Genomic DNA, 12669 nt, shown 5'->3' with positions numbered 1-12669 from the left:
GTGGTAACAATGAGCAGACAATCTGGCCTAAAGCCCCCTGTTGAGCCAATCGTATTGGGGAAATTGGGTTCTTCGTATGGCATTCGTGGTTGGCTCAGAGTTTTTTCTTCCACCGAACACACCGAAGACATTTTTGAATATCAACCGTGGTTTATTCAACGCTCAGGGCAATGGCAACACGTTGAGCTGGAAGCGTGGAAATATCACAATCAGGATATTATCGTCAAAATTAAAGATATTGACGATCGGGATGCTGCGAATTTACTGACTAACTGTGAAGTTGTAGTCGATTCTAGCCGATTACCAGAACTAGGAGAGGGTGATTATTACTGGAGAGACCTTATGGGGTGCCAAGTAATAAACACAGCTGGTTATAACCTTGGAACCATTCATGACATGATGGAAACAGGTTCTAACGATGTAATGGTAATAAAAGCGAACCTGAAAGATGCATTCGGTATCAAGGAGCGGCTGGTTCCGTTTCTTGATGGGCAGGTTATCAAGAAAGTCGATCTCGCTACCAAAACTATTGAGGTAGATTGGGATCCTGGTTTTTAATCTCCGGTAAATACGGTTTAAATGAGTGGGACGCAGTATGTGGATTGGGGTTATTAGCCTGTTTCCTGAAATGTTCCGCGCAATAACCGATTACGGGGTAACTGGTCGGGCAGTAAAGAATGGCTTACTGAGTATAGAATGCTGGAGTCCACGGGATTTTACCTACGACCGGCATCGTACTGTTGATGACCGTCCTTATGGCGGTGGTCCAGGTATGCTGATGATGGTACAACCATTACGGGAAGCCATTCATGCAGCCAAAGTTTCGGCGGGTGATGGTGCAAAGGTGATCTATCTTTCACCTCAGGGACGCAAACTCGATCAACAGGGAGTTTGTGAACTGGCGGCAAATGAGAAATTAATTCTGGTTTGCGGTCGTTACGAAGGTATTGATGAGCGTGTCATCCAAACCGAAATTGACGAAGAATGGTCTATCGGTGATTACGTTCTTAGCGGGGGAGAGCTTCCTGCAATGACGATGATTGATTCTATATCCCGGTTTATTCCGGGAGTATTAGGGCGTCAAGCATCGGCAGAAGAAGACTCATTCGCTGATGGATTGTTGGATTGCCCACATTATACTCGCCCTGAAGTGTTAGACGGTATGGAAGTCCCTCCAGTTTTACTGTCGGGAAATCATGCTGAAATTAATCGCTGGCGAATGAAACAATCGCTTGGCCGAACTTGGTTAAGAAGGCCCGAACTTCTAGAAAGCCTAGCTCTGACTGACGAGCAAAGGATGTTGCTATCTGAATTCCAACGGGAATATCAAGATCAGGCAACTAATTAATCCAGACATGCCCCGTGAAGGAATGTCTTTGATATATCAGTTTACCTAGGGTAAGAGAGTTATTATGAGCAACATTATTAAACAACTTGAACAAGAGCAGATGAAGCAAGACGTACCTTCATTCCGTCCGGGTGACACCGTGGAAGTTAAGGTATGGGTCGTTGAAGGTTCTAAAAAGCGTCTGCAGACATTCGAGGGCGTGGTTATTGCTATTCGTAACCGCGGTCTGCACTCTGCATTTACTGTTCGTAAGATTTCTAACGGCGAAGGCGTTGAGCGCGTATTCCAGACTCACTCCCCAGTCGTAGACAGCATCAACGTTAAACGTCGTGGTGCTGTTCGCAGAGCTAAACTGTACTACCTGCGTGAGCGTTCTGGTAAGGCAGCTCGTATTAAAGAGCGTCTGAACGCAAAATAATACGCTTTCGCTACATCCGAAAGTTATCGCTAAAGGCCAGCAATTTGCTGGCCTTTTTACATTCTAAAATTTGCTTTAGTTGTAAAATAGCGGTTAAAGCTGCGGCTTGACTGTTAACCAGTTTTGAGACCAAAAAAAGTACTAGAGCATAAGTCCATAGTTGTGCTTGAACAACATCTTCTAGAATTAACTTTAATTCACCTAAATGTGGGTGGAAGAAGGTACCGCTCATCCATGCCACACCAAAGACAGAAAAGATCGCAACCATACCCGCTTTGAACATTGCACCATTTAAAAATGGGATCAAGATCTTATTTTTATAGTGAATGATTTTTAAGTGGTTAATAAAATATTTCTATTTTGGTGGAGTTGTGAAATATGATTTACAATGGTTTAACTTTAATATTTATTATATATTTTGATGTGTAATTAAGTCTCGGTGATTTATTGATACATTGATGGTATCTATAGTATTTTAAATCTTTGTGTAAATATTTATTTACAGTTAATCAGTAATATTTACATTTTTGGATTGTATTCTTTACTATGCATGGTATGTTATCCACCAAATACTTAGAAAAACATTAAACAGATAAAACAAAGCAAGGCAGGTAGAGAAATGATCATGCAAAAAGACGCTCTTAATAACGTTCATATTCTTGATGAACAGGTTCTTATCACTCCAGAAGAGTTGAAACAGAAATATCCGTTGAGTAGCAATGATCTACATGCCATTACAAACGCACGTAATACTATTGCTGACATTATTCAGCATCGTGATCCTCGTTTATTAGTGGTATGTGGTCCATGTTCAATTCATGATGTGGATGCTGCTCTGGAGTATGCCCACCGTTTGAAAGCACTTTCTGCCGAATTGAGTGATTGTCTGTATATTGTTATGCGCGTCTATTTTGAAAAGCCCCGTACAACGGTTGGTTGGAAAGGTCTAATTAGTGATCCCTATATGGATGGCTCCTTTGATATGGATTCTGGGTTGCATATTGCTCGCCGACTGTTGTTGAACTTGGTAGAAATGGGATTACCTTTGGCTAATGAAGCTCTTGATCCTAACAATCCCCAATATTTGGGGGATTTATTTAGCTGGTCAGCAATTGGTGCCAGAACGACTGAATCTCAAACCCATCGAGAAATGGCATCAGGATTGTCTGTATCGGTCGGATTTAAAAATGGCACTGATGGTAATTTGAATACCGCAATTAATGCCATGAAAGCAGCAGCAATGCCTCATCGCTTTATGGGGATAAATCAGTCAGGCCAAGTTTGTTTACTACAAACTCAGGGTAATCCGAATGGACATGTGATATTGCGTGGTGGTGCAGTGCCGAATTATAGCGCAGAACATGTCGCTGATTGTGAACGCCAAATGACTAAAGCAGGGTTGATACCATCACTGATGATTGATTGCAGTCACGGTAATTCTAATAAAGATTTTCGTCGTCAGAGCGTCGTTGTGAATTCTGTTGCTGAACAAATAATGTCTGGAAACCAATCCATCATTGGTATTATGTTGGAAAGCCATATTAATGAGGGCAATCAATCTTCTGAACAGCCTCGCGCTGAGATGAAATATGGTGTTTCGGTAACTGACGCTTGTATTAGCTGGCAGATTACAGAGCAGATATTGAGAAAACTGCATCAACAAATTGCTCCACATTTGGCCAATCGAAATATGATGATGGAAAAAGCAGGATAATCAATATGGCAGCAAAATTGTCACAATTGAGAGCTCAAATTGATGAGGTGGATAAAACCTTATTATCTTTGTTGGCGCAAAGAATGAATTTGGTAGCGCAAGTTGGCGAGGTTAAGAGCCAGCTCGGCTTACCGATTTACGTACCTGATAGGGAGGCTGAAATGCTGGCTTCCCGCCGTCAGGAGGCGGAAAATATGGGAATTCCGCCTGATTTGATTGAAGATATCCTACGCCGAATTATGCGAGAGTCTTATGTAAGTGAAAACAACAAAGGTTTTAAAAAACTCGGCACCCATTTAGGGCCAGTGGTTATCGTAGGTGGCTCAGGCAAAATGGGGAGATTATTCAGTCGATTGTTGACACTGTCTGGCTATGAGGTCAGAGTGCTTGAAGCTGACGATTGGGATAACGCCGAACTTATATTGGCCGGAGCAGGAATGGTGATAGTCAGCGTTCCCATACATTTGATTGACAAGATTATTCGCCGATTACCCCCTTTGCCAGAACAATGTATTTTAGTTGATTTGGCTTCTATAAAACAAAGGCCGTTAAATGCGATGCTTGATATACATCAGGGGCCTGTTTTAGGGTTGCATCCTATGTTTGGACCAGATGTAGGCAGCTTTGCTAAGCAAGTGGTTGTGTATTGTGATGGGCGTTATCCAGAAGCATATCAATGGTTTTTGGAACAGATATTGGTGTGGGGAGCGAGATTGCATCAAATCAACGCGAAGAAGCATGATAAAAATATGGGCTTCATTCAGGCGTTGCGTCATTTCACTACCTTTTCTTATGGACGGCATCTTGCAAAAGAAAATATCGATTTACAACAATTGTTGTCACTATCTTCACCGATATATCGATTGGAGCTGGCGATGGTAGGACGATTATTCGCGCAAGATCCTCAGTTGTATGCTGATATTATTATGTCTAGTCCTGAAAACATTGAACTTATTCGTCGGTATTACCAGAGTTTCGGGCAGGCTCTGGAAATATTGGAACATCAAGATAAATCAGCTTTTATTGAAAGCTTTAATCAGGTGAGTGATTGGTTTGGTGATGAAGCGGCTCGATTTATGAAGGAGAGCCGAGTGCTTTTACAGCAGGCTAGTGACAGTCGAATATAGATGTTAGCTAGATATAGTACATTGAAATAACTGAAAAATATTAAAACCGGATGGTTCGATTATCTTAAAGAAACCATCCGGTTTTGTTTTTTTACTTTAGACAGGATCAATAGGAATTACATTTTCTGATGGATAAGATCCCAATACTTTCAGAAAGCGAGTAATTTCTGTCAATTCTTTCAACGCTTGTTGCATTTTCATGGAACGCAGGTTGGTTTGCACATCAATATAAAACATCTCTTCCCACGGTTTACCATTTATTGGACGAGATTCTAATTTACTCATTGGAATATCATGTTTCTTTAAGATAATTAGTACATCAACTAAAGCTCCTGCTTGCTGTCCGGTTGACATGATAAAAGTAGTTTTGGCAGGAACTTGATCGGATACTTCAATAGGTTTACGGGCAACAACAATAAAGCGAGTGCTATTCTCTTGCTGATTTGCCAAATTGTTTTCTAAAACATGTAATCCATAGAGTGCACCGCCAGCCTCACTTCCTAATGCAGCGACTTCTGGTGAATTGAGTTCCGCCACTTTTTGCATAGCAGCAGCAGTACTTTCACAGTAGATAATATTCCAATCAGGATATTTATTGAGGTATTGACTACATTGTTGAAAAGGCTGGGAATGGCTGAAAACGGTTTTTATCTTTGAGATATCAGTTTGCCTGGAAATTAATAGACAGTGGTTGATGGGCAGGGTTATTTCGCCAACAAGCGATAGGGGAGTTTGCTGCAATAAATCATAAACTTCATTGATTGCTCCTGAGCTGGTGTTTTCCAGTGGCAGGATGCCATAATCAGCCTGACCAATCTCAACTAATGAGAAAATATCTGAGAATTTATGGCAACTGCATTCAATCAGTTGATTAAAGTGGCGGGCAGCAAATTGTCGAGCTGCAATATGAGAATATGAACCTCTTGGCCCTAGAAAAGTAATGCGGGCAGAATCGTAAGGTGTCTGATTCAGGTGTTGCTGTAATAAAGCTTGTTGGGTGAGAACTGAATCCTCAATGATCATCTGAAATAGCCGAGTAATATAAAAACCATCTAATCCACGTGATTTACCTTTATCAATCAATACACTCAATAACTCTCTCTCGCGATTTTTATCTCGGATAGGGCGATAGTCAAGCAGTTTTGTCTGGGCGATGTTACCAGCTAACTCCCGGCGTTTAGCGAGTAGATCTAGCAAGTCCGCATCAATATTACTAATTTCTTCTCGTAAGTTAACTAAATCTCGTTCCATAGCATGTTCCTGACATTCTTATTATGAGTATAGTTTGTGTATTGTGGATATTTTTGTGCCCAGTAAAACAAAAAAACCTCCCTGCTGATGGGAGGTTTTTATTCGTCTTCTTAAAATTCTTTCTGAAACGAAACAACCTCCTCATGAGAAGGTGAAAAAAAATAAGATAGACGGTTTGATAATCATTTGACCTGTTAGCATATTGCTTGATTGTTTCAATAATGTACTTTAATTAACCTATTTAGATTGAAGTGTCAACAGAAGGCTTTTCATCTTTCAAACGAGTAACAAATGAAAAATAAAGTTAATGATTAAATGACAGTAAAAACGCGCTCATTGAGCGCGTGAGGACAAGAATAAGGGATAATTATACTTCTAAATTGAGATTAGATTCTTTAACACTATTGTCTGCACGTCGGGCTTCTGCTTTATGCCGCACTTTATTGAGTTGTCGCTCTAATTTTGTCAGCAGCTCATTAATCGCAGCGTACATATCTTCATGCTTGGCACTGGCCACTAATGTACCATTCGGTGTACCAATTGTGGCATCAACCAAGAATCCTTGTGGCTCTTTTGATAGTACGATATGTGGACTAATTAGATTGACTTGCCATTTACTCAACTTATTTAGACGGTCTTCCACATGGCTACGAATTGCGGGGGTAATCTCCATTTGTTTGCTGGTAATGTTTACTAACATATAGTTACCTCTTTAATGTTGCTCCGTCTTTGATGTATCCAGCATAGCGCTCTTTTGCGTAAAAAGAATGATCTAAATCACTTTTGCTGTGCGATTTTAGAAGTAAGTGGCAAAACTGTGATAGTCAAGGAAGATATAGATAATATTTATTGCGAAGAAAGGTATTATGCGTCATTATTGGTCAGTTATGGGATTATAAATTTATGAAATAATTAATATTAAGAATTATTTCGCAATAAAAATAATGAAGATATAACTCAAATGCATTCGATTTAGATAAAGATAGATAGCTAAAAAGATAAAAAAACAGCAGCCGTTTAGCTGCTGTTTTTGATCACCTGTTTAAATCTAATGAGATTGAATCTTATGCAGGGTTAGCAGTGATTAATTTTGCCACCTTATTTGCTTCAGCTGTCAGACCCAATTCTTTATAAGCCGACTCCATATAAGGGAGAGCTTCCCGAGTTGCGTTAGCATCAGGATAGTCTCGTAACATCTGTTCTACACGATTAACGACAGCTACATAAGCACTGCGTTTAGTGTAATATTTCACAACCGCAAGTTCATATTTGGCTAAACGTTCTTTAAGGAATACTAATCGCTTGGTGGCATCAGCTGAATACTGACTATTTGGATAGTAACGCATCAGTTTGTTGAAATTATGGAATGCGGCCCGGGCATGTTCAGGATCACGGTTTGATCGTTCAATACCGAAAAAGTCTTGCAATGTACTGTCATCTAAAGCCTGTGAGACCAAACCACGCATATATAGTATATAGTCGATATTAGGGTGGGTTGGATTCAGACGCATGAAACGCTCAATGGATGCTAGAGCCAGTGGGTATTCCGCTGATTTGTAGTAGGCGTAGATTAAATCAAACTGAAGCTGTTGGGAGTACGGTCCAAAAGGATATCGGGTGTCAAGGGATTCCAATTGCTTGATTGCCGCTTTATAGTTACCTTCTTGCAGCTTTTCCTGCCCAATCGAATAAATTTGAGATGGCGGGATATCAGGAACAGCATCCTTATTGCTGGAACATCCAGATAAAATCAGGCTCAATGTGGTCACTGCCACCAGATATTGCATGCGAATCATCACGTGTTGATTATCCTCTGAGTGTTTTCTGGGAGACTGTCCATGAAGCTCCCGGCAAAATATTGGGTTACAATAGCACACTATTTTAAATGAAACGGCCTCGCCGTCAAAACTCAACGTAAAATATAGAAGCTATATATGGCACAACAAATCCGACTTAATGCAATAGTCGCTGAATCTCAACTTGGTCAACGTTTAGATCAAGCCTTGGCTGAATTGTTCCCTGATTATTCAAGGTCACGTATAAAAGAGTGGATTTTGGATGATAAAGTTCAAGTTAATGGCAAATTAATTAACAAACCAAAAGAAAAAGTCCTGGGCGGTGAAGAAATATCCATTGATGCTATCATTAAAGAAGATGCACGCTGGGAGCCTCAGGATATCGAACTGAATATTGTCTATGAAGATGACGATATTTTGGTAATCAATAAACCACGTGATTTGGTCGTTCATCCAGGGGCTGGTAATCCTGATGGCACGGTATTGAATGCCTTGTTATACCGTTATCCTGAAATTGCAGATGTTCCTCGTGCAGGTATTGTTCATCGTCTTGACAAAGATACGACCGGATTAATGGTTATAGCAAAAACCGTTCCAGCACAAACTCGTTTGGTAGAATCTTTGCAATTACGTGAAATAACCCGTGAATATGAAGCAGTTGCTTTGGGATGTATGACAGCCGGAGGAACGGTAGAAGAACCCATTTCCCGTCATCCAACAAAACGGACACATATGGCAGTACATCCTATGGGGAAACCTGCTGTTACCCATTATCGAATTATGGAACATTTCCGGGCGCATACCCGTTTGCGTCTGCGTTTGGAGACAGGCAGAACACACCAAATTCGTGTACACATGGCACATATAAAACACCCACTGGTGGGAGATCCTCTATACGGTGGACGGCCTCGTCCATTAAAAGGAGCCTCTGATGAATTTCGCGAAGTGATGCGCAATTTTGATCGTCAGGCATTGCATGCGACCATGTTACGTCTTTACCATCCGATCACTGGAATTGAGATGGAATGGCATGCTCCATTACCGGATGACATGGTTAAATTGATTGAAGTGATGAAAGCGGATGCCGAAACTTTCAAAGATGAGATGGATTGGTAGGTAAATGACACCACTGATTTTTCCTGATTGGCCACAGCCTGATAATGTTGGTGCTTGCAGTACTACCCGTTTGGGTGGGGTAAGCCTGTCCCCATATGACAGTTTAAACTTGGGTAATCATGTCGGGGACATTCCAGAATACGTAGAGCAGAATAGAACCTTGTTGGTTGAATATGCCCAATTGCAGCAGCAACCTATATGGTTGGAACAAGTACATGGAACACGTGTTATCACACTTGATGGTCAGTCATTGGTAAATAATCAGGCCGATGCCGTTTACACGAATATACCCGGGCAGGTTTGTGCTGTGATGACAGCAGATTGTTTGCCAGTTATTTTTTGCAGTATTTCTGGCGATGAAGTTGCTGCAGCTCATGCCGGATGGCGTGGATTATGTGCAGGGGTGCTAGAGAATACCGTGTCTCGATTTAGTGCAAAACCTGACATGATCCGCGCATGGTTGGGGCCGGCTATTGGCCCCTCAAAATTTGAGGTGGGAAGTGAAGTTAGGGAAGCTTTCATCACGGTCAATTCTGATTTGGAGCAGGCTTTCACACCTTATGGCGATAATTATGGTGATAAGTTTCTGGCAAATATTTACTTACTGGCTAAATTGAAGTTGCAGTTAATGGGAATAACAGAGATTTTTGGTGGAACCGCATGTACTGTCACGGAGGAAAAGAACTTTTTCTCCTATCGTCGTGATGGTAATACAGGGCGCATGGCAACTTTAATCTGGTTGCGATAACCTACTTCACAGGACGATCTTTGGCGTATAGCGGTAAGTTCCCAATTAACTTTTCAGAAGACCTTGAATATTTAAGGAATGGACCTTATCTAGTCTCCAGTAGCAAATTTTGACCAGTATTGGAGGTGTTATGCGTCTGGATCGTCTTACCAATAAATTCCAGCTTGCTCTCGCTGACGCCCAATCCCTCGCATTAGGGCGTGATAATCAATTCATCGAACCTATCCACTTGATGAGTGCATTACTCAATCAAGAAGGTGGCTCAGTTCGTCCTTTATTGACCTCGGCAGGGGTGGATACGGGAAGTTTCAATAATCAACTGAATCAGGCTCTGAGCCGATTGCCGAAAGTAGAGGGCAATGGTGGAGATGTGCAGGTATCTAACGAGCTAGGACGTTATTTAAACCTATGCGACAAACTTGCGCAAAAAACAGGTGATAATTTTATTTCTTCTGAACTCTTTATTCTGGCAGCAATAGAAGAACGTGGAACATTGAGTGACATGTTGAAAGCTGCGGGAACAACCAAAGATAAAATCACTAAGGCAATAGAACAGATGCGCGGTGGTGAAAAAGTGAATGATCAAGGTGCAGAAGATCAGCGTCAAGCGTTGAAGAAATATACAATCGATCTGACTGAACGTGCTGAACAAGGCAAATTAGATCCTGTCATTGGACGTGATGAAGAAATCCGTCGAACTATTCAGGTATTGCAACGTAGAACCAAAAACAACCCTGTTCTTATTGGCGAACCAGGAGTTGGGAAGACCGCAATTGTCGAAGGTTTGGCACAACGTATTGTTAATGGTGAAACTCCTGAAGGACTGAAAAACAAACGTGTTCTGTCTCTTGATATGGGAGCATTATTGGCTGGTGCTAAATACCGTGGTGAATTTGAAGAGCGTTTGAAAGGTGTTTTGAACGATCTTGCCAAACAAGAAGGCTCAGTCATTCTGTTTATTGATGAATTGCATACTATGGTAGGAGCGGGCAAAGCCGAAGGCGCAATGGATGCTGGTAACATGCTGAAACCCGCTTTGGCTCGTGGTGAACTGCATTGCGTTGGGGCAACAACACTTGATGAATATCGCCAGTATATAGAAAAAGATGCGGCTTTGGAGCGTCGTTTCCAGAAAGTTTATGTGGCAGAACCCACTGTTGAGGACACGATTGCTATTTTACGTGGACTGAAAGAGCGATATGAATTGCATCATCATGTCCAGATTACTGATCCAGCAATCGTTTCGGCTGCAACATTATCTCATCGCTATATTTCTGATCGCATGCTGCCTGACAAGGCAATTGACCTAATTGACGAAGCTGGGGCAAGTCTGCGTATGCAGATGGATTCGAAACCAGAAGCACTGGATCGCCTTGAGCGTCGCGTTATTCAATTGAAGCTTGAACAGCAGGCACTGAAAAAAGAGTCTGATGATGCCAGTAAAAAACGTTTAGAGATGCTGAACGAGGAATTGGCAGAAAAAGAACGCGAATATTCTGAATTGGAAGAAGAATGGAAAGCAGAGAAAGCTGAACTTAGTGGCACTCAGAATATCAAAGCCGAATTAGAGAATGCCCGTATTGAATTAGAAAAGGCACGCCGTAACGGTGATTTAGCCAAAATGTCTGAAATTCAGTACGGAAAAATTCCGGAATTGGAAAAGCGTCTGGCAACAGCAACAACAGTAGAAAATCGTCATATGAAGCTGCTGCGTAACAAAGTCACAGATTCTGAAATCGCTGAAATACTTGCTCGCTGGACAGGAATTCCTGTATCCAGAATGTTGGAAAGCGAAAAAGATAAATTATTGCGCATGGAGCAAGAATTGCATAAACGCGTGATTGGGCAGAATGAAGCTGTTGGTGCCGTATCGAATGCAATTCGTCGTAGCAGAGCGGGGCTATCTGATCCTAATCGCCCGATTGGTTCTTTCATGTTCTTGGGGCCGACTGGTGTGGGCAAAACAGAATTATGCAAGGCGCTAGCTAATTTCTTGTTCGACAGTGATGATGCTATGGTGCGCATTGACATGTCGGAGTTTATGGAAAAACACGCAGTTTCAAGGCTGTTGGGAGCTCCTCCCGGATATGTTGGATATGAAGAAGGTGGGTATTTGACAGAAGCGGTGCGCCGCCGTCCTTATTCTGTCATTTTGCTGGATGAAGTAGAGAAAGCACACCCAGATGTTTTCAATATCTTGCTGCAAGTATTGGATGATGGTCGTCTGACTGATGGTCAGGGGAGAACTGTTGATTTTCGCAATACGGTTGTGATTATGACCTCTAACTTAGGTTCTGATATGATCCAAGAACGTTTTGGTGCACTGGATTATATTGGGATGAAAAATATGGTGATGGAAGTGGTTGGTCATCATTTCAGACCTGAGTTTATCAACCGTGTTGATGAAGTTGTTGTATTCCACCCGTTAGGAAAAGAACATCTGACATCTATTACGAATATTCAATTGCAGCGTTTATATCAGCGTCTGGAAGAGCGAGGTTATCAGGTAGAGATGACTCCTTCAGCACTGGAAAAATTAAGTGAAGCAGGTTTTGACCCGGTATACGGTGCTCGCCCATTGAAACGGGCTATTCAGCAAGAGATCGAAAATCCGCTGGCTCAGCAGATTCTTTCTGGCAAGTTAATTCCAGGTAAACTAGTGACTTTAGAGCTAGAAGACAATCGCATTGTTCCAAGGCAATGATATTACTTGCTTGGAAAGCCCATAAATATAAAAAAGTACAGAAGATAAAGTAACGTTGAGATAAAAAGAGGTGAAAAAAACACCTCTTTTTTCTTTTTGTAGATTAATAAAACACCAGTCCATGGTATTTTGGGTGATAAGTAAGCGGTTGAGGCTTTTTTTTAAAATAATTGTTGCTAGTATCAGAAAGCTCCCTATAATGCGCATCCGTTGTCACGACAAACACACAAACCTGTCGGGATGACAAAGTGAAAGGCCTTGAAAAATAAGGCTTGACACGGAAGGCGAAATGCGTAAGATACGCAGCCTCGCAACCCGGAAGCACTTCCCGGTTGCCCCCGCTCTTTAACAATTGAATCAGACAATCTGTGTGGGCACTCGCAAGACACTATCCACGCCGAAAGGCGAAAAAGATACCAAGTCTTGAAGAGTGACTGAACAGTTAAT

At 41.6% G+C, this 12669-nt stretch carries 11 protein-coding genes and 1 pseudogene; 8 read left to right on the top strand and 4 right to left on the bottom strand.

The annotated features are described in order from the left end of the window. Positions 1-9: 9 nt before the first annotated feature. The 3 genes from rimM (at position 10) to rplS (ending at position 1766) form a co-directional block, all read left to right on the top strand. Positions 10-558: a ribosome maturation factor RimM gene (gene rimM, locus PSI23_RS03835; RefSeq protein WP_273553839.1), complete on the top strand. Its 549-nt coding sequence runs from the start codon at positions 10-12 to the stop codon at positions 556-558. A 37-nt stretch (positions 559-595) separates the two neighbouring features. After that, positions 596-1348 (top strand): tRNA (guanosine(37)-N1)-methyltransferase TrmD, encoded by a 753-nt coding sequence (gene trmD / locus PSI23_RS03830; RefSeq protein WP_273553838.1) that lies wholly within the window; start codon positions 596-598, stop codon positions 1346-1348. Between the two features lie 64 nt (positions 1349-1412). Next, positions 1413-1766 (top strand): 50S ribosomal protein L19, encoded by a 354-nt coding sequence (gene rplS / locus PSI23_RS03825; protein WP_010845356.1) that lies wholly within the window; start codon positions 1413-1415, stop codon positions 1764-1766. A 64-nt stretch (positions 1767-1830) separates the two neighbouring features. Here rplS and PSI23_RS03820 read toward each other — a convergent pair. Beyond that, positions 1831-2058: pseudogene (locus PSI23_RS03820) on the bottom strand (anaerobic C4-dicarboxylate transporter family protein); the annotation flags it as partial. A gap of 327 nt (positions 2059-2385) precedes the next feature. On the opposite strand from PSI23_RS03820, the gene PSI23_RS03815 reads away from it, so the two are divergent. Further along, entirely contained in the window at positions 2386-3480 is a 1095-nt protein-coding gene (locus tag PSI23_RS03815; RefSeq protein ID WP_273553837.1) for a 3-deoxy-7-phosphoheptulonate synthase, read from the top strand. 5 nt (positions 3481-3485) lie between these two features. Continuing rightward, entirely contained in the window at positions 3486-4607 is a 1122-nt protein-coding gene (gene tyrA / locus PSI23_RS03810) for a bifunctional chorismate mutase/prephenate dehydrogenase (protein ID WP_273553836.1), read from the top strand. Between the two features lie 96 nt (positions 4608-4703). On the opposite strand, the gene pheA is transcribed toward tyrA, so the two are convergent. From pheA to bamD, 3 genes are all read right to left on the bottom strand, one after another. Beyond that, positions 4704-5858 carry a bifunctional chorismate mutase/prephenate dehydratase gene (gene pheA, locus PSI23_RS03805; protein WP_273553835.1) on the bottom strand — a complete coding sequence of 385 codons (1155 nt, stop codon included), beginning with the start codon at positions 5856-5858 and terminating at the stop codon, positions 4704-4706. Between the two features lie 367 nt (positions 5859-6225). Next, positions 6226-6558: a ribosome-associated translation inhibitor RaiA gene (gene raiA, locus PSI23_RS03800; RefSeq protein ID WP_092521344.1), complete on the bottom strand. Its 333-nt coding sequence runs from the start codon at positions 6556-6558 to the stop codon at positions 6226-6228. 364 nt (positions 6559-6922) lie between these two features. Next, complete coding sequence (gene bamD, locus PSI23_RS03795; RefSeq protein ID WP_273553918.1) at positions 6923-7645, bottom strand: outer membrane protein assembly factor BamD; 723 nt, start codon at positions 7643-7645, stop codon at positions 6923-6925. 147 nt (positions 7646-7792) lie between these two features. Between bamD and rluD the strand changes: the two genes are divergently transcribed. From rluD to clpB, 3 genes are all read left to right on the top strand, one after another. Beyond that, positions 7793-8770: a 23S rRNA pseudouridine(1911/1915/1917) synthase RluD gene (gene rluD, locus PSI23_RS03790; protein ID WP_273553834.1), complete on the top strand. Its 978-nt coding sequence runs from the start codon at positions 7793-7795 to the stop codon at positions 8768-8770. A 4-nt stretch (positions 8771-8774) separates the two neighbouring features. After that, positions 8775-9518, top strand: coding sequence for a purine nucleoside phosphorylase YfiH (gene yfiH, locus PSI23_RS03785; RefSeq protein WP_273553833.1), 744 nt, complete (start codon positions 8775-8777; stop codon positions 9516-9518). A gap of 130 nt (positions 9519-9648) precedes the next feature. Further along, the gene (gene clpB / locus PSI23_RS03780; protein WP_273553832.1) at positions 9649-12222 is read left to right on the top strand and encodes an ATP-dependent chaperone ClpB; all 2574 of its coding nucleotides are present in this window, start codon (positions 9649-9651) and stop codon (positions 12220-12222) included. The last annotated feature ends 447 nt before the right edge of the window (positions 12223-12669 follow it).

The sequence above is a fragment of the Xenorhabdus yunnanensis genome, assembly GCF_028598805.1.
Classification (GTDB): Bacteria; Pseudomonadota; Gammaproteobacteria; order Enterobacterales; family Enterobacteriaceae; genus Xenorhabdus; species Xenorhabdus yunnanensis.
This window is presented reverse-complemented; position numbering and strand designations above follow the sequence as displayed.

Bases quoted from the DNA above. Each gene is read 5' to 3' on its own strand.
- rimM (WP_273553839.1), top strand. From the start codon at position 10: ATGAGCAGACAATCTGGCCTAAAGCCCCCTGTTGAGCCAATCGTATTG.
- trmD (WP_273553838.1), top strand. From the start codon at position 596: ATGTGGATTGGGGTTATTAGCCTGTTTCCTGAAATGTTCCGCGCAATA.
- rplS (WP_010845356.1), top strand. From the start codon at position 1,413: ATGAGCAACATTATTAAACAACTTGAACAAGAGCAGATGAAGCAAGAC.
- PSI23_RS03815 (WP_273553837.1), top strand. From the start codon at position 2,386: ATGATCATGCAAAAAGACGCTCTTAATAACGTTCATATTCTTGATGAA.
- tyrA (WP_273553836.1), top strand. From the start codon at position 3,486: ATGGCAGCAAAATTGTCACAATTGAGAGCTCAAATTGATGAGGTGGAT.
- pheA (WP_273553835.1), bottom strand. From the start codon at position 5,858: ATGGAACGAGATTTAGTTAACTTACGAGAAGAAATTAGTAATATTGAT.
- raiA (WP_092521344.1), bottom strand. From the start codon at position 6,558: ATGTTAGTAAACATTACCAGCAAACAAATGGAGATTACCCCCGCAATT.
- bamD (WP_273553918.1), bottom strand. From the start codon at position 7,645: ATGCAATATCTGGTGGCAGTGACCACATTGAGCCTGATTTTATCTGGA.
- rluD (WP_273553834.1), top strand. From the start codon at position 7,793: ATGGCACAACAAATCCGACTTAATGCAATAGTCGCTGAATCTCAACTT.
- yfiH (WP_273553833.1), top strand. From the start codon at position 8,775: ATGACACCACTGATTTTTCCTGATTGGCCACAGCCTGATAATGTTGGT.
- clpB (WP_273553832.1), top strand. From the start codon at position 9,649: ATGCGTCTGGATCGTCTTACCAATAAATTCCAGCTTGCTCTCGCTGAC.